We start from the raw sequence: 383 nt of genomic DNA, 5'->3' as shown, positions 1-383 counted from the left end.
TCCAATAGCCATTCCAACCGAAAAAGAAGAAGCCTTTCGCTCTCTTCAGCGCCGCAGACACCAAATCACTGATTCATTACGTAAAGTAAAGCAACGGATTCGAGGTTTGCTGCTGTCTTTGAGTGTGGCCGAGCCAGCAGGTATCGACCATTGGAGTAAAGCCGCTATTGCAGCTCTGGCAATCATTCCACTGCCGCCCGGCGCAGACGATTATCGAACAAGCTTACTCGATGAATTAAACTATTTTTCAGCCGCACAACGTCAAATTGATTTACGCTTACGCATCACTTCCAAGGAACAAGACGAGGCAAGACGCATTGCCGCAATGAGGTTTGTTCCTGGAGTAGGCGAAGTCGTGGCAACGACATTTGCGGCGGAAATAT

1 protein-coding gene is annotated in these 383 nt (G+C 48.6%); it reads left to right on the top strand.

Annotation, left to right across the window (positions count from 1 at the left end):
* Nucleotides 1-383, top strand: a 383-nt coding sequence (locus F8C76_RS18800) for a hypothetical protein (protein WP_211372192.1), incomplete at both ends; no start/stop codon positions are given.

Source organism: Flagellimonas olearia, from assembly GCF_009184425.1.
Taxonomy (GTDB): domain Bacteria; phylum Bacteroidota; class Bacteroidia; order Flavobacteriales; family Flavobacteriaceae; genus Flagellimonas; species Flagellimonas olearia.
This window is presented reverse-complemented; position numbering and strand designations above follow the sequence as displayed.